This window comes from Arthrobacter sp. Y3223065 (assembly GCF_059090885.1).
Window position 1 is genome coordinate 177,702 of sequence record NZ_JBNHGC010000005.1, and the last position, 21,551, is coordinate 199,252.

Genomic DNA, 21,551 nt, shown 5'->3' on the forward strand with positions numbered 1-21,551 from the left:
ACGGAACTCTTGTACATGTCGGGGGCGAGCAACCCGGCTGGATTTGTCACTGAACGAACCTAAGCCATGTGAAGGGAATGACATGTTCAAGAAGATCGCAAGCATCGCGGCAGGTCTGCTGGTTGCTTTGGGGGCGGTCTCGGCGGCCACTCCGGCAGTAGCGGCCGATCTAGGACCGGTTCCCCATTCTCAAAACGCCACCGCTTCCGCCTATATCTGGGACTGGTAAAAAGCCGCCCCATCTCATCGGCACTGTGCTGATTCCGTAACCAGGATGACGCCGGCTATCCCTCCCCAACCACCAGAACATCGAACCAGGAGTAGCGCATGAGCCAGCTGACAGCCATCCGCCCAACAAGTTCGGTGAACGTCAAATCGTACTGGTGGGTTCTGTCTATTTACACGGGTAGGCAGGACGTAGTCGACGCAGTCATAGGAGAACTGGTTACGCCGCTGGTCGCCCACGCTCGCCGCGAAGGCGTGGGCCGCTGGTACTTCAGCCACAGTGCCGACCAGATGGGGCCTCACGTGAAGGTCCGGTTCCTGGGCCGCCGCCCAATCCTCGACAGCCTCCAAAGGTTCGAGCTGGCGGCCCGGGACCGGGTCCTCGACATCCTTCCCGGCATCACCACGCAGGAAAATTTCGTACTGCCCTCCGGCAGCGAGGATGCCATCCACCTCTCGCCGGCTGATGCCGCCGTCCCCGTGCCCGAAGCGGACTTGGACCGTTTTGGAGGACCCGATGGGCTGGAACTCGCGGAGGAGGTCTTCGAACTATCCTCCGAGCTGGCGATGTGGGCCACGCAGCGTTTCAGCAAGTCCCAAGGACGTTCGGCGCTTGCCTCCCTGCTCCTCTGCGATGCAGCGTGGGCCATGATGTACGGGCCGAAGGCGCAGCAGTGGCCGGACCGCGGCAGGCTGTCCTGGGAGTACTGCTGGGACAACCATCTGCGGGTATCCACGGCCGAGCTGGGCCGTTCGGCCCCGAAGGCGCGCCACAGCCTCACCGCCGGACTGGTAGCCCGCACCGCACCGATGCACCGTTTGATGGCCGCGACCGCGGACGAAAGCAGTGTCCAGAACTGGCGCCGCCGCTGGATCAGGACCCTTGACTCGTACCTGTACCGGGCGGACCGTGCGCGGGTTAGCCGCAGTGCGCAGCAATTGACGTTTTCCCAAGCCCACCTGCTGATGAACCGGTTGGGGTTCACCACGTGGGAAGAAGCGGCACTCGGCGTTTATGCCAGGGCCTGGTCGCCCGAAGTCGAATCCTCACTGTTGGAGAAGAGGACAAAATGAGCCCGTTCGGTTTCTCGTCGATAGGACCCGAATCCATCAAGACTCCGGATGTCCAGAACGAAGGAACATCATCATCCCTGGATCAGGTCGGTGTGCTGGGTGCGCACGCCCAGGATGATGACCTCTGGAACCTCACCGGCAGCAACTACTCGCGCGACGCCGCGTGGGCAGACCAGGCGTGGCAATAAGAGAATTCTGCCGGCGTCCCTGTCGGCCTCCAAAGCATTCCTCCCCCCCAACAGGATCAGGCCGGAGCGACCCCCAACGCTCCGGCCTGATCCTTTCTTTGCGTGTCCTGCCCATCAGGGGCTGTTTTCACCCATCAAGCTGTGGTGCGGACAGCCCCGCATGCCCTGGTCAGTTGTAGAGCATGCCGCCGTCCACCAGCAGCACCTGGCCGGTGACGTAATCGGAGTCCGGGCCGGCGAAGAAGGACACGATCTTTGCCACGTCTTCCGGCGTCTCAATCCGGCCGAGGGCGATGCCCTCCACGTTCTCCTTGAGGTTCTGGCCGATCGGCTTTCCGTTGATCTTGCTGAGCTCCTTGTCGATGAGCTCCCACATTCCGGTTCCCACAATGCCGGGCGCATACGCGTTGACCGTGATCCCCTTGGGTGCCAGCTCCTGGGCTGCGGCCTGCGTGAAGCCGCGCACGGCGAACTTGGAGGCGGAGTAGGCGCTGAGAATCGGGAAGCCTTGGATGGCTGCGATGGAGGCAGCCGAGATGATCTTGCCTCCGTGGCCGAGCTCTTCAAACTTGGCGGCCGCGGCCTGAATGCCCCAGACGACGCTGTTGACGTTCACATTGAAAATCTGGTCGAGTTCCTGCTCGCTGATTTCAAGAACCGGCTTGATCTGGGCAATGCCTGCGTTGTTAACGATGACGTCGAATCCGCCGAGCTGGTCGGCGGCCGTGTCGACAGCCGCGACAACCTCGTCCCTCTTGGCGACGTCTGCTGCCACAAAAACGGACTTGCGCCCGAGGGCTGCGATCTCCGCCGCGACAGCCTCGCCCTTGGCGCGCTGCGGTTCGATATCGGCGATGGCGACATTAAAGCCGTCTTCAGCCAAGCGAAGAGCGATGGCCCGCCCAATGCCTTGGCTGGCGCCGGTTACGAGAGCGACCTTGTCCTGCACAGTCATTGTTGTCTCCTTTGTACTGCTTCCAGCCGGCCAGTAGCGCTAATTTGAGCGTCACGCCGGCTGCGGTGAACACCGTTGAGTTAGATCCGGTGTCACTAGGCGCAACACAAATTTCTCTGTATTCATTCCTTTGCATATTTGTGCGGCCGGTGGCCGGCCAAAGGACGGAGGAGGTTCGCGCCGGGACGGTGAGAAGCCGGCCACGGCGGGGTAGGCGGTTTCGGGCAGGAGGGAAGCCGGGCCGGAACCTTGGCGCGCTTCGAGCGGGAGGGAGCCGGAGCAGCTCCCGCGGCAACCGCTTAGTGGCCGAAAACGTCGGCGTCTGTGATGTCTCCGGTGCTCCGGTCCAGGGCGGAGAGCCGGGCCAGTTCGCCGGCCTCCAGCATGAAGTCGAAGATGGCGAAGTTTTCGGCCAGCCGGTCCGGGCGGGCGGACTTGGGGATGGGCACATGCCCCAGCTGGGTGTGCCAGCGGAGCACGATCTGGGCCGGGCTCTTGCCGTACTTGCCGGCCAGAGACTGAACCGCCGGCTCCCGCAGCAGGTCGCCGCCTTTCCCGAGCGGACTCCAGGACTCCGTGACGATGCCGGTTTGGCGGTGTATCTCCACCAGGTCCCCGCGGGTGTGCCGCGGGTCCAGCTGGATCTGGTTGACCTCGGGTATCAGTCCGGCGTCGAACAGCCGCTGCAGGTGCGCGGGTTTGAAGTTGGACGTGCCGATGGCCCGCACGCTCCCGTCCTCCAACAAGCGGGTCAGCCCCTCGAAGGCCTCCACGTAGCGGTCCTGCCCGGGGTTGGGCCAGTGGATCAGCAGCAGGTCCACGTAGTCGACGCCCAGCCGCCGGGCGCTGGCTTCGAAAGCCTGCCGCACGCCGTCGACGCTGTGCCACTGCTTATTGAACTTGGTGGTGATGAAGATTTCCGAGCGGTCAAGCCCGCTGCGGCGCAACCCCTCGCCGACGCCTTCCTCGTTCCGGTAATTCTCCGCGGTGTCGAACAGCCGGTAGCCGAGGTTGAGCGCAGTTTCGACCGTCCGGGCGGTTTCCGCATGGTCCAGGGGCCAGGTTCCCAGTCCCAGCATCGGCATCTTGGCCCCGTTGCGGAGGGTCACAAGCGGAGCAAGCAGGTCGGCCACGGTCACAGTCTCCTCTGGTTGTCCTTCAGGCCCGGTCCGGGCCCGTGGCACCCAGCCTAAAGGTGATCGCGCCGGCTGTGCACCCCGGGCGGCAGTGCTGCCTGGCGGCAGGTAGGGAAGGGGATGGCGCCCCGCCGCGGATCCGCCGGTCAGGCGGGAGGAGGCCGGCTAACCCGCGGCCGAAGTGGCGTCCGCCGAACCCGCGTCGGGCGCGGCGGTCCGGGTCTCCAGCCAGGCCAACACATCGGAGAGCAAGATCCGCCGGTGCGTTCCTCGGTACTGGACCGGGATGGTTCCGGCATCGGTCAGGCGCCGCATGTAGGTCAGCGACACGCCGGCCACCTCCGCCGCCTGCGATGTGTTCAGCAGTTCGACTGCTGAGCTGACCATCACGGCATCGCCGTGCGCAAAGCGGCGGAGCATATCGACGACGGCGTCGGCGGCTTGCGCGGGCAGCTTCACCGCGGTGCCGTTCACGAAGACGGTGACATCGGCGCTCTCGTCGAGTGCCCGCTGCAATCGCTGCGCCTGGGCGGCCGGGAGGGCATCGGTGGTGCGGGGTGTCAGCTGGGCCATGGGGACAGCGTAAATCACTTCCCGGCCCGCACCGGGCAAGGCGTGCTTCGCCGTCGTTGTTGCGGCGGACATCCCCGAGGTGCCCGACCGGCGGCGGCCGTTGACATTCCCTGACGGCCAGGCGTTAGGTAAGCGTAAACTGCTGTTCGCGACGGACAGCGTGCTCCGTCCGCGGAAGCCGAACATCCGCCGACTCCAGAGGAGACCATCGTGGGCAGACCGTTCTGCGCCGAACTGAAGGGCGCTCCGAACGCCGCGCTTCGGCCGGAGACCGCGGTCTGACATGGAGCACATCGCCAGCCTCCCCTTTGGATACGCGGTCAGCGCGCTGTTCGTGATCGTGATGCTGCGCGCCAACGCCACGTACTGGGCCGGCAGGGGAGTGGCCGCCGGCGGGCGGCACACCCGTCTGGCCCGCCAGTTGGATTCGCCGGCCATGCGCCGCGCCGAGGCTATCATCGCCCGCTGGGGAGCCCCCGCCGTCGCGCTCTGCTTCCTGACCGTGGGCGTCCAGACTGCGGTAAACGCGACGGCCGGCCTGGGCCGGATGCCGCTGCGCAGGTACCTGCCGGCCGTCGTGGTCGGCTCGGTGTTGTGGGCGGTGCTGTACGCCACCGTGGGCCTGGCCGCCCTCAACGCCTGGCTGGCCGCGGCCGCCGGGTCCCCGCCGGGCATCGCCGTCGTAGTGCTGCTGGCGGCAGCGGTGGTCGCCGCCATCGTTGTGGCGCGCCGGCGGCGCGGACGCCACCCGGCATCTCTCTGACCGTCTCTCTGACGCCGGTTTACCTCCACCGCCGCCGCACGTGGCGCATGCCTCAATCGGCATTCGCTCCTCCATTGGTGGCCCCGGCGGCGGAAACATTAGGCTAGGGGTATGTCCGCTCTAAGAAACCGTCGTGCTGCCGCCCTTCCCGCAAAATTGTCCCGCTCTTGGCTTCTGGCCTCGGCGGCTGACAAAGCGAATTTTGGTCCGGCACTCGCCTCTGAAGCAGACTCCGTCATTTTCGACATGGAAGATGCCGTGCCGGCGGAGGGCAAGGCCGCGGCGCGGGAACGGGTGGTGGAGGCCCTGTCCACCGGCATGACCGCCTGGGTCCGGGTGAACGGCATGGAAACCGACTACTGGGCCGACGACCTGGCCGCCCTGTCCAAGGCGCCGGGCCTGCGCGGCGTCATGCTGGCCATGACGGAAAAGCCCGAGCAGGTCACGCACACCGCCATGCGGCTGCAGGCCGGCACCCCGGTGCTCGCCCTGATCGAATCAGCCGTCGGCATCGAGAACGCCACCGACATCGCCCGCGCGCCGGGCACCTTCCGCCTCGCGTTCGGCGTTGGCGACTTCCGCCGCGACACCGGGGCCAGCGATTCACCGATGGCCCTGGCGTACGCCCGTTCCCGGCTGGTGGTTGCCTCCCGCGTGGGCCAGCTGCCGGGCCCCATCGACGGCCCGACCGTCGGCGCGCTCGGCGACGAACTGCTCGAAGCCTGCAAGGTGACAGCGTCCATGGGCATGACGGGCAAGCTCTGCCTGCTCACCGACGCCGCCGACACCATCAACAAGGGACTCTCACCCAGCGAGTCGGAAATCAAGTGGGCGCACGAACTGCTCGATGCGCACGCGGCCGGCGCGGTGGTGGGCGACGGCTCCTACCTGCCGCGCCTCGCCCGCGCCGAGAAAATCTCTTCGCTCGCGGACTCCTACGGACTCTGGAACGCCTAGGGTTTCACTGTCCGGGCGCGGGGCTCCGTCCGTCCGGCACCGTCGGCGCTGCCCGGCTCCGGACCGGACGCCGAACTGCCCGGCCTCGGATCAGTCCCGGCCGCCGAACAGCTCCCGCAGGCTCAGCGCGGGCCGCCCGGTCAGCAGGTCCACGTCGTGGGTCACCAGGTCCAGCTCCCCGGCGGCAATTGCCGTGTAGGTGCTGACCCAGGCATCCAGCTGCCAGTCGGGGGCGCCGTAGTGCGCCCGGCTCGCGTAGGCCTCCTCCACCGTTTCGTTAAGGAACGACGTCGGACGGCCCGTTGCCTCCGCGATGGCCGCCGCAGCCTCGGCCAGGGTCACCGACTCCGGACCGGTCAGCTCATAGGTAAAGCCGGCATGGGGCATGGGTTCGGCCAGGATGGTCGCGGCCGCCCGGGCCACGTCCTCGCGGGCCACGAATCCCGCCTTTCCGTCGCCCGCCGGACCGCGGATCACGCCCGATTCGTCGGCGAACAACGGCAGGACGTCTGCGTACAAGTTGTTGCGCAGCAGCGTGTGCTTCAGCCCGGTTCCGCGCAGTTTTTCCTCCGTGGCGTAGTGGTCCCTGGCCAGCGTGAACGTAGCGTCCTCGGTCGCACCGATGAAGGAGGTGTAGACAATGTGCTGCACGCCGGCGTCGATGGCGGCGTCGATGAAGGTGAAATGATGCTCCAGCCGGTCCTCGGCTTCGGCGGCGGACACCATGAACACTGTCTCGATGCCTTGCAGCGCGGCAACGACGGCGGCCTTGTCGCCGTAGTCGGCGGGCGCCGCCGTCGTTCCGGGCAGCTGCGGTGCGCGCGACGGGTCGCGGACAATCAGCCGCTGTGGAAGGTTCTTCTCCGCCAGCATCCTGGCGACCATGCCGCCCAGCTCGCCGGTGGCACCGGTGACGGCAATCGGGGTTTCCATGCGGGAGTCGGGTGTGCTCATAGCACCAGCCTAATGGGCCGCGGCAACACCCCCGCGGGCCGGGACCGGCCTGCTACCGTGGGGACGTGCCAGCAGCCCACAGTCCCGCCGGTCGGTTCGCGCCCAGCCCCTCGGGCGAACTGCACGTCGGCAACCTGCGCACCGCGCTGCTCGCCTGGCTCTTCGCCCGCAGCACCGGCCGCCGCTTCCTCATTCGGGTCGAGGACCTGGACCGGGCGCGAGCCGGGTTCGAGGCCCGGCAGCTGACGGACCTGGCGGCCATCGGTTTGGACTGGGACGGCGAGGTAGTGCGCCAGACCGACCGCTCCGCGGTCTACCGGCAGGCCCTCGGGCAGCTGGCGGAGGCCGGCTTGATCTACGAATGCTTCTGCACGCGGCGCGAGATTGCCGAGGCCCCCAGTGCCCCGCATGCTCCGGAGGGCGCCTACCCGGGAACCTGCCGCAACCTGACCGACGCCGAACGCGAGGAGCGCCGCCAGTTCCGCCCCGCCGCGCTGCGGCTGCGCGCTTCGACCACCAGCCACACGGTCACCGACCGGCTGCACGGGGACTACACCGGCATCGTTGACGACTTCGTGCTGCGGCGCAACGACGGCGTCCCCGCCTACAACCTGGCGGTGGTGGTGGACGACGCCGCCCAGGGCGTGGACCAAGTGGTGCGCGGCGATGACCTGCTGTCCTCGGCACCGCGGCAGGCCTACCTCGCCGCGCTGCTGGGGCTGCCGCCGGTCGAATACGTCCACGTGCCGTTGGTCCTCAATGAACGACGGCGGCGCCTGGCCAAGCGCGACGGCGCGGTGACCTTGGGGGCACTTGAGCTGGCCGGGCTGGACGCGGCCGCGGTGCGCGGCCTGTTGCTGGCATCGCTGGATTTGCCGGATGTGCCGCTGCACAAGTTGCTCTCCGACTTCCGGCCCGATGCCCTGCCGCTTGAGCCGTGGATCTTCGACCCGCCGGAGCTGGTTCCCGACGCCACCTGACGGCAGCAGGGCAACTGCCGCGTGGCTCCGGGTCTTGTAACCCCGCAGCGGACAACCCGGCCGCCGCAGCGCTGGACTTCACCGCCTGTTTGCCGGTACGTCGCCCAGCGCAGCTAGTCTTCCGCAGGTGGGAGGACTATTCGTGGCGCTGGGCGACAGCTTTACCGAGGGCGTGGGGGACTACAACGCCAACTTCCCCAATGGCGTGCGCGGCTGGGCCGACCGCGTGGCCAAGCAGTTGGGCAAGCAGGACCCGGACTTCCGCTACGCCAACCTGGCGGTACGCAGCAAGCGGCTGCACCAGATCATCGCCGACCAGTTGGAACCGGCCGTGGCGATGCAGCCCACGCTGGTCTCCTTCTATGCCGGCGGAAACGACATCCTGGAGCTCAAGCGCAGCATGCCGGAGCTCTTGGCCGAGTACGAATCCGCCGTCAGCCGGTTGGCCCAAACGGGTGCGCAGTTGATCCTTTTCACCGGCTTTGAGGTCATGCTCCCGCCGGTCCTTGAGCCGATGCGGCGGCGCAACTGGGTGTTCAACGAGGCCGTCCGTGACCTGGCCCGGCGTTACGACGCCGTGCTGGTGGACCACTGGGCGTTCGACCTCTACCAGGACCGGCGGATGTGGGACACGGACCGGCTGCATATGTCCGCGCTGGGGCACAAGTACATGGCGGCCAGGGTCCTCGAGGCCCTCGGCGTGGATCACACACTCAGGCTGAAGCGGCCGGAGGCTCCGGTGCGGGCGGGCTGGCGCGAGGCGCTCCGGCGGGAGCGCGACTGGCTGCAGGAATGGGTGGTCCCGATGTTCGGGCGCAAGCTTAAAGGCGTCACGTTGGGGGACAACCTGACGCCGCGCTGGCCGGAGCCGGTCCAGGTCTCGCGCGGGCTGAAAAAGCTGGCCAGACAGCGTCTCGCTGCTTCCGCAGGCTGACGTCCCCGCACAGTCCTTGGCCGGCAGGCCGCCGGCTGACGACTCCCAGATAAACTCGGCACAGCACGCGCCAAGCCGGCCCCGGCCGCCATGGCTGACGTTCCACAGATAACGTCCCGCACGCCTGCGTTAGGCCAGCCGGTCACCGCGACGGGCCAGCCGGTCACCGCGGCAACACTGCCGTTCGGCGATACCGCCGGCAGCGGGTGCATGGTCTTACCGGCCTGCGCGGCGGCGGCTGTACGCTGTTGCAACAACAGGGGACCGCGGCCATGCCGCGCCGTCGGTGAGGAGGGTTGTCGCCATGTCCGTCCAGGAACCGCGCGAGCCCGTGCCGGCGCTCGACGTTCCCGCGGCGTTCCGGGAACCCACCACCAAGGTCCGGGCCGGCTGGGTCACCGCCGTCGTGCTGACCAACCTTGGCATCAACGCGGCGTTCTTCGGCCCCTTGCAGGTGCTGCTGGCCCAGCAGTCGCAGGCGTTCGATGCGGTGAACAAGGAAGCCGTACTGGCGATGGCCACGGGTTTCGGCGCCGCCGTGTCCCTGGTCGCCAATCCGGTCTTCGGGGCGCTGAGCGACCGCACCACCTCACGGTTCGGACGACGTGTGCCGTGGGCCCTGGCCGGCGGCATCCTGGGGTTCGCCGCGCTGCTGCTGCTTTCCGGCGCCCCCAACATCGCGGTGATGGTGATCGCCTGGTGCCTGGTGCAGGCAGGGTGCAATGGCGCCTACGCAGCCGTGACGGCCAGCATCCCGGACCGCGTGCCGCGGCGGCAGCGGGGCCAAATCGGCGGTCTGGCGGCCATCGGGCAGACACTGGGCATTGTGATGGGTGCGGTGCTGGCCAATCTGGCCGGCGGCTTCGTCCTCGGTTACATCTACTGTGCCGTGTTCCTGCTGGCCAGCATCATCCCTTTCGTGATTGCGGGCCGTGACACCCCTTTGCGGAAGGCCGACCGCCCGCCCTTCGCCTGGCCCAGCTTCCTCAAGGGCTTCTGGATCTCCCCCGCCAAGCACCCCGACTTCGGCTGGGCGTGGCTGACCCGGTTCCTGGTCAATCTGGGCAACAACATCTTCACCCTCTACCTGTTCTTCTTCCTCCAGGACGCCGTGGGGCATCCGGACCCCGCCGCCGGCGTGCTGCTGCTGACCGGCGTCTATGCGGCCATGGTGGTGGTGATGGCGGTAGTGGGCGGACCGCTCAGCGACCGGGTGGGGCGCCGCAAGCCGTTTGTTATCGCGTCCTCGGTCACCATCGCAACGGCCTCGGTCATCGTGGCGATCACGCCCGCGTGGCCGGCCGTGGTCGGGGCGGCAATGGTCCTCGGCGCGGGCTTCGGCATGTTCCTGGCCGTCGACTTCGCCCTGCTCACGGAAGTGCTGCCGAGCGCCGCCGACCGGGGCAAGGACATGGGCGTCATCAATATCGCGGCCTCGTCGCCGCAGGTCATCGCCCCGTTGATCGCCGCCCCCACCGTGCTCTACCTCGGCGGTTACACGGCACTGTTCGTGCTGTCCGCCGTGATCGGCCTGCTCGGCGCGGTCTTCGTAGTCAAGATCAAGGGCGTGCGGTAGCAACAGCTCGGTTCCAAGCCCGCGTAGAGCAGGGCCGGCGGGCGGGACGCCGCAACGGCTAGTCGATGAAGGCTGCTTTCGAGCTGTACTCCTGATAGAGCCGCGCAGCATCGCCCACCGGCAGCTGGCCGTACTTCAGGGCAGTCAGCAGCCCGTCGAGTTGCGCGCTGGCGGACTCGGCCGTTGAGATCTGCTCCGCACTGTTGCGTGAGTTGGCAAGGCCGGACGCAATCGCTGCGGCAAGGGAGAGGATCGACGCCAGGATGCAGATGACCTGCCAGACGACCGACGTGCTGGATAGCGAAAAAGTGCCCGCCACGGCCGAGTTGAAATTGTTCTGGCCGAAGCCAGGGCCCGCCGTCAACGCGGCGACGACCGAGCTCCCGACGATGCTGACATTGGTCAGGCGGTTGCGTTTGGGACGGGCGCGGCGAAGAAAAGCCCTGATGTCATCACGGCGCTGGTCGATTTGCCGGGTCAGGTCCTGCCGGCCCTGTGCGTCGTCCATGATGTCCCCGCGCCTTCCGGTAAATAGCCCCCGCCCTGTAGCCGCGAGGTATCGCTGCACCGTATATCAGATTGCCCGCCGACGGCTACGTTTTTTCACGAACCGAGCAGGATTCGAGAAGCCCGCACCCCGCGTGGCTGCTACTGTCGGTCGTGATTCGTACAAGGGAGATCGAGATGACCACTAAGAAGTCTGATGCGGGCGGCTTCTCGGAGGCCGAGCGTGCCGCCATGAAGGAGCGGGCCCAGGAGCTGAAGGCACAGGGCCGCAGCGGTCAGAAGAAGGCCGACAACGAGCGCGCCGTGCTCAACGCGATCGCCGAGATGCCCGACGCCGACCGCGTCCTCGCCGAACGCATTCACGCACTCGTCACCGCGAACGCGCCGGAGCTTCTGCCCAAGACCTGGTACGGAATGCCGGCGTACGCCAACACGGACGGCAAGGTCGTCTGCTTCTTTCAGGGCGCAGCCAAGTTCCAGGCCCGCTACGCCACCTTCGGATTCAACGACACGGCCACGCTCGACGACGGGCCGATGTGGCCTGTCTCGTTCGCAATAGTGGAGTGGACTCCCGCGGTGGAGGAGAAGGTCGAGGCGCTCGTCAAGGCCGCGATAGCCTAAGCGCCCTCCCCGATCAGCGGAAACCAGCGACGGCGGGTGGCCGATTCAGCGAGCCGGGACCGGGGCTCAGCGGGCCAGCGACAAGGATGCGGTCCGCTGCCTTCCGTCGTAGCCGCCCTTCGGTTCGTCCAAACCGAAGAGGGCTGCAACTGTTGGCGCGACATCGACGGTCCGCGCCGGTTCCGACGACACTCCGGGCAGCACCAGATCGCTGCCGCCGCCAATGAAGAAGGGGATCGGTTCCGTCGCGGGATGCCCGTGGTTGCCGGGAATCGGGTTGGACAAGACATAGGGGTCGGAGAAGCGCCATCCGGCTCGGCAATAGACCACCAGATCGCCCGCTTCCGGGCCCAGCCGCAGTTCTGCCGGCCGATGCACTGAGAGCACCCCGGGATGGGCGGCTACCACCATGGCGAGCCGCGCTACCGCCTCGTCCCGGCTTGCCGCATCCCCCGTCCAGTACAGCAGGTCCGCCCCGCCGTTCTGGGCAATCTGCAGGTTTCGGCGGAGTTCCGGATACAGCCACAGGGAATTGTCGATGCTAATCACGTTGGTCGGCAACGACCAGTCCATTGAGTGGTCGGCCAACACGATCACCACGCTGGATTGCCAAGTCCTCCGGGCCTTCAAATGTTCGATGAAGCGACCCACGTGCAGGTCCGTCGACGCCAGCGCAGCATGCCGCGCTGCTTGCAGGGTAGTACCTGTCAGGTCCGAGTGGCCCATCCGGTCGACGTCGCCGAGGTTGGTGAAGACCAGGTCGGGGTCGGCTGAGTCCACCATGCCGATCAGGGCGTCCACTGTGTAGGCGTCCGGCGCGTGGCCCGAGACGGGGACAATCGGCGCAGGCTCCCATCGGTAGGTGGCCCGCTCCCCGAAGATCCCGTACAGGTATTCCTTGCTGAGCACCGTTCCGGTGGTGAAGCCGGCTGCATTTAGCCGCTCCAGCACGGTCACCGCCCGCAGATCCGTGGGCCGGTTGAGTGTGCGAACCGCGCCCTCCGCCGGGTCGTAGACGGAGTTGGCCGGGACTCCGGTGCGGTCGGGGCGCAGGCCTGTCATCATCATGACGTGGTTGGGGAGGGTCTCCATGATTGGCAGGGAGCGGGCCGCTGGAAAGTTGGTACCGGCATCGCGTAGTGCCGCCAGGTTCGGTGTGAGAGCCGTTGTGACCTCGTCCGGCCTGCAGCCGTCGACCACCAGCACGTAGACCTTGGGCGTCGACACTTCCCGAGCGGCCTTGCCCTTCCCGTTCCTGCCGGGCGCGGCCCATCCGGCACCCGGGACAGCTGAAAGTACGACGGCGGCGCCTGAGGCAGTGGCAAACTTTAGGAAACTTCGGCGGGCTGTGCCGCCGCTCGTCTCAGTCGGGCTCATCCAAGAATACCTTTCGCTGCGCGGCGGACTCTTTGCGTACCGGCAGCGACTGCCCAAGACGCCGTTAGGTACGCGGGCGACGCGGCGTCGGTCCGTTCCGCCAGCCGATACCAGTCCATTCGGACCTCGGCCGGAGTCACCTCGAGCACTGAGAAGCCGTGCGAGTCGAAATCCAGGTACTTGACGTGCGGGTTCAGCAGCTTCACGGCCGACTCGACCGTCAGCGAGGCGGTGCGTTCCGGAACGCGGAGGATATCGTCCAGGTTGTCGCTGGTGACGGACGTGCACACAAGTTCCGTGCCCACGGAGCGGCCGTTGAGCGGGTAGGTCAGCGGGTCGGCCGGCAGGTCACAGGCCCAACCCGAATGAATATCACCGGTCAGGAAGACGGTGTCTGTCACGGCGTTGTCGCGCAGGTGCGTGAGGACTTTGTTTCGGTCGGCGACATAGCCGTCCCACTGGTCCACGTTGTAGGGAACCCCGTCGATATTGCGGTCCCCCAGCAATTCGCTCAGCGCATGCAGTTCCTGCGTGTTCAGGGTCGACGGGAAGCGGACCGGAGTAATCATGACCGGGTTCCCCACCAACTTCCACTGCGGGGAATCGTTGCCGAGCCCGGCCAACAGCCAGTCCATCTGCTCATCGCCCGTGATGGTGCGGTTCGGATCGTCGACCGCCGAGTCCAACTGGCTGTCGGCCTGCTTGCTCCGGTAAGAGCGCAGGTCCAGCATCGACAGGCTCGCCAGTGAGCCGAACTCCAGCCTGCGGTACAACTGTCCACCGGGTTCGTAGCGGACCGGCATCCATTCCGCGTAGGCCTGCCTGGCGTGGCCCGAGCGCTTGGACCAGGTTCCTTCAGCCCCCTCGGTGTGGTTTTCTGCGCCGTCGGACCAGGCATCGTTGGCGGATTCATGGTCGTCCCAAGTCACCACGAACGGTGCCGCAGCATGCAACGCCTGCAGTTCCGGGTCGGTTTTGTACTGGGCATGGCGCCGGCGGTAATGCTCCAACGTGGTCATCTCCACGGCGGGGTCGTGCGGACGCACGAGGACGTCACGCGCCTGATACTCGCCCGGTGCGTACTCATAGAGGTAGTCGCCCAGATGGAGCACCAGGTCCAGATCGCCGCGGTCGGCCAGGTGTCGGTAAGCAGCGAAGTAGCCGGCCTGGTAATTGGCGCACGACACCACGCCCATCCGGAGCCGGTCCACGGCCGCGCCGGATGCCGGAGCAGTGCGTGTCCGGCCCACCGGCGAATAGTCCTTACCGAACCTGAACCGATACCAGTACGCCGTGCCCGGTAGCAGCCCGGCGGCCACCACCTTGACCGTGTGGTCCCGCCAGGCGCCCGTCTCCGTCCAACCGCGCGACACCACCTGCTTGAAATTTGAATCGGCTGCTACTTCCCAGCGGATACGGGCATCGCCACCACGTCCCGAACCGGGCGTCGCGTCTTCCTCCGGAGTCAGGCGCGTCCACAACAGCACCGAATCCGGGTAGGGATCCCCCGAGGCAAGGCCGTGCCGGAAGAAGCCCGTCGCGCCGTGCGCGGGCAGCGGGGCGGTCAGGAAACCCGGAACCGAGGCAGCAGCGGCAAGAATTCCGGCTGATCGAAGTAATTGACGCCGGGGCAGAGCCGTCGTCGCGGACTGGGATGGAGTAAAGGAGCGGTCGGATGTCACTCACCGTATTCAACCCTATCGCCGGGTAGCAAAAGCCCGGATCCGAGGGCTGTTCACCGGATTTTCGCCCAACCTTCCGTGGTCCTTTACCGGTGCATGGGCGTGGCCCCTGTGCCCAGGCCCTCGGAGGTCCAGCGCTCTGGAAGGCGGTAGGGGACCGGCAGCCGAAGCGGTCGTCGGGTGTGCGGGAACAAAAGTCCTTCACCGATCAGGGCATCGAAGGGCGGAAGCGCTGAGAGGTTATGCCGCGGCCTCTTCATGCTCCTCCTTGGGCTCGTAGAAGAGCGCGGAGAGAACTACAACCTTTGAATGCGGTTCCCCTGAAACTGGACATCGGACAGCACCAGACACGGATTTAATCAAGAACGGCAACAACTTCTTCCCCTGAGGTGAAACCAGCGACGGCGGGTGGCTGCGTAACGCAACCACCCGCCGTCGGATATCAGGCAGGGTTACTTGACGACCTCAAAGGTGATGGTCTCGGTGAACTCGCGGCCGTGCACGTCGGTCGCGGTGACCGTGGCCGTGTGCTCGCCGACGGCCAGGCCGGCCGGCAGCTCGAGTCGCCACAAGTGGGAGCTGCGGTCGTGTAAGCCGCCTCCGTGCACCAACTGCTCGATGGCGGCGGTCGGATCGGTGTACTCGGCACCAATCAGCGGGACGTCGTCGGCGGTCATCGACTGGGTACGCGCGGCCTCGGCGGTCTCGCCGCCATCAATGGATACCTTCACGGTGGAGCCGGTGGAGCCCATCCAGAAGTTGGTGGTCAGCCAGGTCTCACCGAGTTCGCCCTGTGCCACCGCGTTCGGGTTCTCCGGGGACGGGGCTTTGCCTCGCTGGTTCTTGTATTCGTCGAACCAGGCACGGTAGGCGGGGGAGTTGATGCCCAGCGCCATCTGGTCGGAGCCATCGTCGCCGGTGGCCGTGAAACGCTCGCGGACCTCCGTGTTCTTGATGTCCAGGGTCAGGACGCCGGGAGGGGTCCCGTCACGCTGGATGGCGGTGGGGAAGCCCTCCTCGAGCACCCGGCCGTTGTACCACTGGCCGGACACTGCCGGGACAGTCAGGTGGGTGAACGGCAGGCCCGCGTCGCCGACCTCGTCGCGCCAGCCGGCCATGAGGTCGCCTTCCCGCAGGTTCTCCGACATGTGGGTGTGCCCGCCCAAGGAAACGACTTCGCGGCCCTCGAGTATCCCGTAAATCGCCTGCAGCTGCTTCGTGGTGTGAGAGTCGCTGTAGTAGAACTCGAGCAGCGGGCTGTGGCCGGCCAACACGATCACCCGGTCCTTGGGCACCTTCGCGATGTCCGCGCGGAGCCACTCGAGCTGGCGCTCGCCCAGTGCGTACGTGTAATTGCTCTTCTTCGCGGGGATCGCCGTCGGATATTCGATGTTGCTCAGGGCGACGATGTGGGCCTTGCCGGCGTCGTACGAGAAGTATTCCGGGCCGAACTGGCTGCGGTAAGTGTCGAACTCGTGCCCGCCGTCGAGGGCGTCGAAGTCGAGGTCGTGGTTGCCGGGCAGAAAGCGGGCCGGACCGTTGAGCTGAGCGGTCAGTTCCCGGGTCTGCCCGAAGAGGGACAGGTCATCGCCGACAATGTCGCCGATGAAGAGCGCGCCGCAGCCGGCATAGTCGGAGCGGGCGGCCAGGTCGGCGAAGGCGCCGTTGTGCGCGAACTCCACCTCTTTTTGGTTGTAGGTCTGGACGTCGGCGCCGATTGCGCAGTGTTGCTCCGGGGACTGGGTGAGTTTGCTCTTGGCCAGCGGGAAGTTCACCTTGTCAGGCAGCGCCCCGGTCGGGGCGATGCCGCCGAACTTCAATTCGGGTGATCCCTCCGGCAGGTGGTGGTAGAAGAACTGGGCGACGTTATCTTCGTCCACCGGCACCTGGTAGCCGCGGGGCTGGGTGACGAAGACGGTCATGTTGTCGAACGCCGGCAGTTCGTAGCGGCCATGGCTGTCCGTGGTGACGACGTCGCGGCCGTTGGAGACGGTGACACCACGCAGGCCCGGCTCGTTGACGTCCTGCTTTGAGTTCTTGTTCTTGTCATCAAAGACGGAACCGTCGAGGGTCTGCTGGTCGGCATCCGGAGCATCAACGACGTCGATGCCTCCACGGTAGGCCGAGGCGGCCCAATCGGTGTCGACTGGGGTGGGAGCCGCGGTGGCTGCGGGGCCGAGCATGGCGCCGGCGGCCAGCAGGGCCAGAGCGCCGCCGGTCAGGCGCAAAGGTCGGGACAACCAGGCTGATTTCGGAGTTGGGGACGCGTGCACGAATTGAACCTCCGGTTGAGTGATAGCCGGCCGTTATGGTGGCCGACTGCTCCACTGTTGCCCGTGCGAATGAACGGGGACCGAAGGGGAAACGAGGTGCGCGCCACGTTCTGGTGACACACCCCTCCCACCCGGCCGGGAGGCATCCCAGTAGGCTGAGTGGGTGGAAGCCCAGATACTCGCGACCGTTTTCTGCGGTCTGCTCATCGCTGTCGGCATTGCCGGCATCGTCGTCCCCGTCCTGCCCGGCACCATCACCATCGGCATCAGCCTGCTGGTCTGGGCCATCGTCCTGCAGAACACCCTGGGCTGGGTGGTCTTCGCGATCGGCATGGTGTTCGTGGCCGCCGGCATGCTGGCCAGCCTGGTGCTCACCGGGCGCCGGCTGAAACAGCGGCAGGTGCGCAACTGGTCAATCCTGGCGGGTGTGCTGGTCGGTGTGGTCGGAATGTTCGTGATTCCCGTCGTCGGGCTGTTCATCGGATTTGCCGCAGGGCTTCTGCTCAGCGAATACGCACGACGGCGGGACTTCGGCCAGGCGGTCGGGGCCAGCTGGGCGGCGCTCAAGGCCGTGGGCCTGGGGATGCTGGTGGAGCTCGGCTGCGCGTTCGCCGCCGGCGCCGTCTGGGTGGTCGGCGTGCTGGCGCAATTCTTCTTCTAGGCGGTTTTCCCGGCATCGGCGATTCTTGCCACCGGTTCGGGAGACCAGTGTGGCGGCCGGCATTGGCTCTGGGCGGATCAGTCCTGCTTTAACAGGCCCGTGGTGCGGTAGGGGATGACCTCGCGCAGGAACATCTGCGTGGAGGTGCGGGTGATGCCAGGACAGAAGCGGATCTCCTCGCTCACCCGATACAGATCGTCCGGGCTGCTGGCCACCACCCGGATCAGCAAGTCCGTATCGCCCGCCGGGGCGTGGCATTCCAGCACTTCCGGAATCTTCCTGAGCGCTTCCACCGCGTCGTTGAGCTTACTCTGGTCCAGTTCCGCACTCACCATGGCCATCACCCCGCGGTTCAAGGCTTCCGGCAGCACCCGTGCGGAGTGTGTGCGCAGGCAACCAGAGGCAGCCAAGCGCTCGAGCCGCGAGTGGACGGTGCCGCGGGCCAAACCCAGCCTCTGGGCCAACATCATCACGGGGATCCGCGGGTCCTCATCCAGCGCCAGCAGGATCCGCCGGTCCGTCGCATCAAGTTGCTGCAAAATGACCACTTCCTGTCGAGTGCCGCACTACTGCTTGAACAGTCTGATCAATTGTAAGCGGAGCGCTTGCACGGATTGTAGGCATAGTGCTCTGATACTTATCAGATCGGGTGAAGCCACAAGCTGCCAGCCCGTTAAGGTGCACCGTTCAGGCTCACGAAGCCGGAGCAGTGTCTGCGGGCCCGCAAAGCCCGACCTTGTTGTTCACACAGCTGAAGACCCCTGCCAGTCCGGATGCCGGATCGCCAGGGGTCTTGCTGTTTTTCTAAAAAGGCCTAGGGGCAGGGCGTCCACGATTGGCCACCGGGTGCATAGCATCGGGGGCCGGTGTAGCCAGGGTAGGGGTTGGAAGCCGGAGGTGCGGGAGCAGGGGCCTGTTGCTGTTGTTGACGCCACTGCCGTTCTGCTTCAGCAATTTGCGCCTGCCTAATGATTTCGGACTGTCGGGCCGCCTCAGCTGCGGCAGCGGCCTGTGCTGCCGCTTGCTCGGCCGCTACCCGCTCCGCTTTAGCGCGTTCCTTGGCCGCCTTCTTTTCAGCGGCGATCCGCTCCGCCTTGGCCTTCGCATCCGCCTTCCGCTTTTCCTCGGCCGCTTTCTTCTCAGCGGCTGCCTTGTCCTCGGCAGCTTTGAGCCTGTCGCGTTTGACTGACAGTTGTTGATGTTTCGCCTCGCCGGACTTTATGGCGTCCGACAACTGGCTGCTGAGTTGCTTCCGATCAGCACTCGATAGAGCCGCCCACAGCACAGTATCTGCCGTGTGAGAGGCAGCGTGAAGCATGGAGTCAATAGACTTTGCGGCCGCTATGGTTGCGGCCAAGGCAGTTACAACCTCCCCTGTCGCGGACGAAGTATCGCCCGGATTGCCTGCGGCTGTTGCCGCTACTTGTTCGATTGCCTCGTGGACTTGTCCGGGAATGGTGCAGCCGATGGACGGGTCATACATGCCCTGCCCTGATCCCGCTGCTTCGGATTGAGCCTCTTGCACCTGGCGCAGATACTTCCGGTTGGGCTCGTAGTAGACGGCGTGCCCTAAGCCAAGTCTGGCAATATCTGCATTCAAAAGTGAGTCGCCGACGAATACTGCGGCCAATGTGCGGCCATACCGGTCGTGGCGCTCGACGTCGAAGTCGAGGCGGACCTTCGTGCCGGGCGGAGCGAGCTCTTCAAGATTCTGTGTTGCCTCGTGTCCCAAACATTCAACCGGCTGGTTGGGATCCTTGGTCTCCGGAGTATCGACGTTTAGCAGTCGTACCGTTTCATCCCGGAAGTTGTAGTTGATGACAAGCGTATCGCCGTCAATAATCCGTACGACCGAGCCCTGATTCTGATTCACGGTTCCAACGACGGCGAGGCTTCCAGCTGCTATCCCGGCAGCGGCGATGGCAGCGATGGCAGTTTTCCCGACGATTGTGCTCGTCATGCCTAGCCATGCGCTTGAAAGGGCTGCGCCCAAAGGTGTGACCATTGATCCCCCAAACAAATTCTTACTTGAGCTTATTAAAACGAAGAGTATTCATTTTCCCCCATACCTCGGCCCCATCGACGCAGGGCTCGCAGTCATCCGTAACGTTTCAACCCCAGGTAGGCATCGACTGTCGGGGCTCGAGTGGGCTGACGTCTTCCCCAGGCTCCTCGGGCCTGCAACACTGTTGAGCAGGATCTTTCGCTGTGACAGAAGATCACCACCGGGCAAGAGCTGGCGGCAGGACATGTTGAAGGCAGGCCCTGCACATTGACGCTTGGGTCCACCCTGGAGGGGTTGCGATGAAGCTCACCAACAGCAAGGCATACAGCGGCATCGCTGTTCGTGATCTGCGGGCGGCGCAACGCTTCTACGGCGAAACTCTTGGACTGAGAACGTCCGAGGAGTACGGGCTGATGTGGCTGCATCTCGCCGGCGGCCGCGACACCCTTGTCTACGAACAGCCCGACGCCGTTCCGGCGAGCTTCACAATCCTCAACTTTCAAGTCGATGACATCGATACAGCCGTGACCGGACTGGCCTCGCAGGGAGTGCGCTTCGAGCGCTATGAGGGTTTTGCCCAGGACGAAAATGGCATCTTTCGCGACGAAGGCCCCTACATCGCATGGTTCAAAGATCCGTCCGGGAACGTGCTGTCGGTCTTGCAGGAGAAGTAGTCGGAGGTCGCCCGGACGCCACCATCCGAGGAGGCTGGTGAACTCCGCGAAGCCGGGCTGCATGTGGGATCACGAACGGCTGTTGGAATTACTTGAGGAATAGGCCTTCGAAAAGCCCGGAGATCATTTGGTGCACACAAGGGTAGATGCGCTACCCTTACACACGTGTGATTGCGCGCGTGAACACGCGCATCCGGGGCTTTAGCTCAGTTGGTAGAGCGTTTCGTTCGCAATGAAAAGGTCAGGGGTTCGATTCCCCTAAGCTCCACTGTTCGCAAGGATTCTTGCGTCCGACGCTCCGTGCAGGCAGCCTGCTGAGTTCAACGGAAGGGCTTTGCCGAAGTCGCGGTCGAACGCCTCTTCTAAGAAGAGGGACGGTGCGGCCGGCAGGTTAAGGTCCGGGGTGGTGCGCTCCGTGAAGGCGAACTGGCCTCCGGCCGGTACGCCCGGCTAATCGATGCGGATGAGGCACCAGGCGCGGTCGAAGGCCCGCTTGGCCAGGTCCGACCCGCGCATCCATACTTCGAGGTTCCCGGCGTCCCCGAACCATCCCTCCAGCGCGCTCCATGACTCCAGATCCAGGACCAGACGGTATTCGTCGCCGGGGTCCAAGGGCAGAACCCCCGGCAGGATCCCCTCCACGGCGTTGATGAGGCCGTGGTGGCTGTGGCCATAAACGTGGCTGAAGGGGACCGGGCTGCCCTTTGCTGAGCCCGTGCGTTGTTCCCGCCAGCCGCGCTGCAGGGTGAGCTCGAGGGCTTCAAGCGTGTCGAACCGGTCCCCGCCGGTGGACACGGCGTCCGCGGCGGCGGGCAAGGTGAAACCCGGAAGCGGAATCACAACCTGGCATACCCGGGAGGGCAGGTCCAGGTCGTGGGGTGCGTCGACCAGTCCTGCTCGGTCGGGGTCACGGACCCACCGCACCAGCCAGGAGCCCGCGGCCTGATCCTCTGGCTGGTAGCCGGAGGATTCCAGGTCGTGGAAGATTTCCAGGATGCCTTCGGCCGGCAGTCCCTCGCGCAGCTGCCCGGCGGGCCAGGCCGCCTTGCCTTCGGCATCCACGGTCGCGTCCACGTCGCCGAGATGGATGGCGGCCACATGGGCCAGCGCCTTGCCGTCGGCCCGGCGCGGCCAAACCGGCAGCGGAGCGACGGCGGGTCCGCCGAGCCAGCTGATCCAAACCCCCTCGGGCCATAGCTCGCGCAGCTCGGCCTCCCCGGGCTCGAACGACTGCTCGCTGAGCACCGGCGAGTATGCTGCCTCCCCGAGCAGCGCAGCCGCGCCGGCGGCCTTCAGCCACTTCTCCATCTGCCCGTAGGGGCCGTGGATCGGCGCGGCGGGGAACTTCTTCTTCGCGGCCATGGGTCGGGCCTGTTTCCTTCCGTTGCCGGGGCGAGCTTCTGTGGCTCCTGTCCGGATTACATTATTGCCCGGTC

22 protein-coding genes and 1 tRNA gene are annotated in these 21,551 nt (G+C 65.9%); 12 read left to right on the top strand and 11 right to left on the bottom strand.

All coding sequences use genetic code 11. The features are described 5' to 3' along the window. Positions 1-82: 82 nt before the first annotated feature. From AC5RUK_RS14150 to AC5RUK_RS14160, 3 genes are all read left to right on the top strand, one after another. The gene (locus tag AC5RUK_RS14150) at positions 83-229 is read left to right on the top strand and encodes a hypothetical protein (protein WP_493989877.1); all 147 of its coding nucleotides are present in this window, start codon (positions 83-85) and stop codon (positions 227-229) included. 98 nt (positions 230-327) lie between these two features. Then, positions 328-1,299, top strand: coding sequence for a lantibiotic dehydratase C-terminal domain-containing protein (locus AC5RUK_RS14155; RefSeq protein WP_494152564.1), 972 nt, complete (start codon positions 328-330; stop codon positions 1,297-1,299). Continuing rightward, on the top strand, positions 1,296-1,487 hold the full coding sequence (locus AC5RUK_RS14160; RefSeq protein WP_493989875.1) for a hypothetical protein: 192 nt from the start codon (positions 1,296-1,298) through the stop codon (positions 1,485-1,487). Before AC5RUK_RS14155 ends, AC5RUK_RS14160 begins: the two co-directional genes overlap by 4 nt. A 169-nt stretch (positions 1,488-1,656) precedes the next feature. On the opposite strand, the gene AC5RUK_RS14165 is transcribed toward AC5RUK_RS14160, so the two are convergent. The 3 genes from AC5RUK_RS14165 to AC5RUK_RS14175 form a co-directional block, all read right to left on the bottom strand. Next, positions 1,657-2,442 (bottom strand): acetoin reductase, encoded by a 786-nt coding sequence (locus tag AC5RUK_RS14165; RefSeq protein WP_494152565.1) that lies wholly within the window; start codon positions 2,440-2,442, stop codon positions 1,657-1,659. A 299-nt stretch (positions 2,443-2,741) separates the two neighbouring features. Beyond that, a complete protein-coding gene (locus AC5RUK_RS14170) occupies positions 2,742-3,575 on the bottom strand; it encodes an aldo/keto reductase (protein WP_494152566.1) in 834 nt (277 codons plus the stop codon). Positions 3,576-3,743: 168 nt separating this feature from the next. Continuing rightward, a complete protein-coding gene (locus AC5RUK_RS14175) occupies positions 3,744-4,151 on the bottom strand; it encodes a helix-turn-helix domain-containing protein (protein ID WP_493989872.1) in 408 nt (135 codons plus the stop codon). 283 nt (positions 4,152-4,434) lie between these two features. Between AC5RUK_RS14175 and AC5RUK_RS14180 the strand changes: the two genes are divergently transcribed. Together AC5RUK_RS14180 and AC5RUK_RS14185 are read left to right on the top strand one after the other, a co-directional pair. After that, positions 4,435-4,914 carry a DedA family protein gene (locus tag AC5RUK_RS14180; protein WP_494152567.1) on the top strand — a complete coding sequence of 160 codons (480 nt, stop codon included), beginning with the start codon at positions 4,435-4,437 and terminating at the stop codon, positions 4,912-4,914. 111 nt (positions 4,915-5,025) lie between these two features. After that, entirely contained in the window at positions 5,026-5,871 is an 846-nt protein-coding gene (locus AC5RUK_RS14185) for an HpcH/HpaI aldolase/citrate lyase family protein (protein WP_493989870.1), read from the top strand. Positions 5,872-5,961: 90 nt separating this feature from the next. On the opposite strand, the gene AC5RUK_RS14190 is transcribed toward AC5RUK_RS14185, so the two are convergent. Further along, positions 5,962-6,825 carry an SDR family oxidoreductase gene (locus tag AC5RUK_RS14190; protein ID WP_494152568.1) on the bottom strand — a complete coding sequence of 288 codons (864 nt, stop codon included), beginning with the start codon at positions 6,823-6,825 and terminating at the stop codon, positions 5,962-5,964. Between the two features lie 65 nt (positions 6,826-6,890). Here AC5RUK_RS14190 and gluQRS point away from each other — a divergent pair, with 65 nt between their 5' ends. The 3 genes from gluQRS to AC5RUK_RS14205 all read left to right on the top strand — a co-directional run bounded on the left by gluQRS (position 6,891) and on the right by AC5RUK_RS14205 (position 10,315). After that, positions 6,891-7,805, top strand: coding sequence for a tRNA glutamyl-Q(34) synthetase GluQRS (gene gluQRS / locus AC5RUK_RS14195; protein WP_493989868.1), 915 nt, complete (start codon positions 6,891-6,893; stop codon positions 7,803-7,805). A 127-nt stretch (positions 7,806-7,932) separates the two neighbouring features. After that, positions 7,933-8,739, top strand: a complete 807-nt coding sequence (locus tag AC5RUK_RS14200) for an SGNH/GDSL hydrolase family protein (protein WP_494152569.1) — start codon at positions 7,933-7,935, stop codon at positions 8,737-8,739. 304 nt (positions 8,740-9,043) lie between these two features. Next, a complete protein-coding gene (locus AC5RUK_RS14205) occupies positions 9,044-10,315 on the top strand; it encodes an MFS transporter (protein ID WP_494107262.1) in 1,272 nt (423 codons plus the stop codon). A gap of 58 nt (positions 10,316-10,373) precedes the next feature. On the opposite strand, the gene AC5RUK_RS14210 is transcribed toward AC5RUK_RS14205, so the two are convergent. Beyond that, positions 10,374-10,823: a hypothetical protein gene (locus tag AC5RUK_RS14210; protein WP_493989865.1), complete on the bottom strand. Its 450-nt coding sequence runs from the start codon at positions 10,821-10,823 to the stop codon at positions 10,374-10,376. Between the two features lie 176 nt (positions 10,824-10,999). On the opposite strand from AC5RUK_RS14210, the gene AC5RUK_RS14215 reads away from it, so the two are divergent. Further along, positions 11,000-11,443 (top strand): iron chaperone, encoded by a 444-nt coding sequence (locus AC5RUK_RS14215; RefSeq protein WP_493989864.1) that lies wholly within the window; start codon positions 11,000-11,002, stop codon positions 11,441-11,443. A 66-nt stretch (positions 11,444-11,509) separates the two neighbouring features. Here the strand turns inward: AC5RUK_RS14215 and AC5RUK_RS14220 are convergent, their stop codons facing one another. The 3 genes from AC5RUK_RS14220 to AC5RUK_RS14230 form a co-directional block, all read right to left on the bottom strand. Continuing rightward, positions 11,510-12,820 carry an alkaline phosphatase family protein gene (locus tag AC5RUK_RS14220; protein ID WP_494152570.1) on the bottom strand — a complete coding sequence of 437 codons (1,311 nt, stop codon included), beginning with the start codon at positions 12,818-12,820 and terminating at the stop codon, positions 11,510-11,512. Continuing rightward, positions 12,817-14,502 carry an alkaline phosphatase D family protein gene (locus tag AC5RUK_RS14225; RefSeq protein ID WP_493989862.1) on the bottom strand — a complete coding sequence of 562 codons (1,686 nt, stop codon included), beginning with the start codon at positions 14,500-14,502 and terminating at the stop codon, positions 12,817-12,819. Before AC5RUK_RS14225 ends, AC5RUK_RS14220 begins: the two co-directional genes overlap by 4 nt. A 452-nt stretch (positions 14,503-14,954) precedes the next feature. After that, a complete protein-coding gene (locus AC5RUK_RS14230) occupies positions 14,955-16,685 on the bottom strand; it encodes a calcineurin-like phosphoesterase C-terminal domain-containing protein (protein WP_494152662.1) in 1,731 nt (576 codons plus the stop codon). A 253-nt stretch (positions 16,686-16,938) separates the two neighbouring features. Here AC5RUK_RS14230 and AC5RUK_RS14235 point away from each other — a divergent pair, with 253 nt between their 5' ends. After that, positions 16,939-17,436 (top strand): DUF456 domain-containing protein, encoded by a 498-nt coding sequence (locus AC5RUK_RS14235; protein ID WP_494152571.1) that lies wholly within the window; start codon positions 16,939-16,941, stop codon positions 17,434-17,436. Between the two features lie 77 nt (positions 17,437-17,513). On the opposite strand, the gene AC5RUK_RS14240 is transcribed toward AC5RUK_RS14235, so the two are convergent. Both AC5RUK_RS14240 and AC5RUK_RS14245 read right to left on the bottom strand, forming a co-directional pair. Next, positions 17,514-17,975 (bottom strand): Lrp/AsnC family transcriptional regulator, encoded by a 462-nt coding sequence (locus AC5RUK_RS14240; RefSeq protein WP_493989860.1) that lies wholly within the window; start codon positions 17,973-17,975, stop codon positions 17,514-17,516. Between the two features lie 275 nt (positions 17,976-18,250). Further along, positions 18,251-19,396 carry a thermonuclease family protein gene (locus tag AC5RUK_RS14245; protein WP_494152572.1) on the bottom strand — a complete coding sequence of 382 codons (1,146 nt, stop codon included), beginning with the start codon at positions 19,394-19,396 and terminating at the stop codon, positions 18,251-18,253. Between the two features lie 344 nt (positions 19,397-19,740). On the opposite strand from AC5RUK_RS14245, the gene AC5RUK_RS14250 reads away from it, so the two are divergent. Continuing rightward, on the top strand, positions 19,741-20,115 hold the full coding sequence (locus AC5RUK_RS14250) for a VOC family protein (protein WP_493989858.1): 375 nt from the start codon (positions 19,741-19,743) through the stop codon (positions 20,113-20,115). A gap of 195 nt (positions 20,116-20,310) precedes the next feature. Beyond that, positions 20,311-20,383: transfer RNA gene (locus AC5RUK_RS14255), tRNA-Ala, on the top strand. A gap of 182 nt (positions 20,384-20,565) precedes the next feature. Here AC5RUK_RS14255 and AC5RUK_RS14260 read toward each other — a convergent pair. Next, complete coding sequence (locus AC5RUK_RS14260; protein ID WP_494107266.1) at positions 20,566-21,477, bottom strand: DUF1963 domain-containing protein; 912 nt, start codon at positions 21,475-21,477, stop codon at positions 20,566-20,568. Between the last annotated feature and the right edge of the window lie 74 nt (positions 21,478-21,551).